We start from the raw sequence: 248 nt of genomic DNA on the forward strand, positions 1-248 counted from the left end.
GATTGAGCCTCCCCCTCGCGTCCTTGCGAGCGTAGCGAAGCCATCCAGAGCGCCGGGCGCTCACCCCCTGGATTGCTTCGCTGCGCTCGCAATGACGGGTTTCAGCCGCGCAGCGCGGTCCGGTGCCATTGAGCCTCCCCCTCGCGTCCTTGCGAGCGCAGCGAAGCCATCCAGAGCGCCGGGCACTCACCCCATGGGTTGCTTCGCTGCGCTCGCAATGACGGGTTTCAGCCGCGCAGCGCGGTCCG

The organism is Allobosea sp. Leaf344 (assembly GCF_001426225.1).
In the GTDB taxonomy this organism is placed as follows: domain Bacteria; phylum Pseudomonadota; class Alphaproteobacteria; order Rhizobiales; family Beijerinckiaceae; genus Allobosea.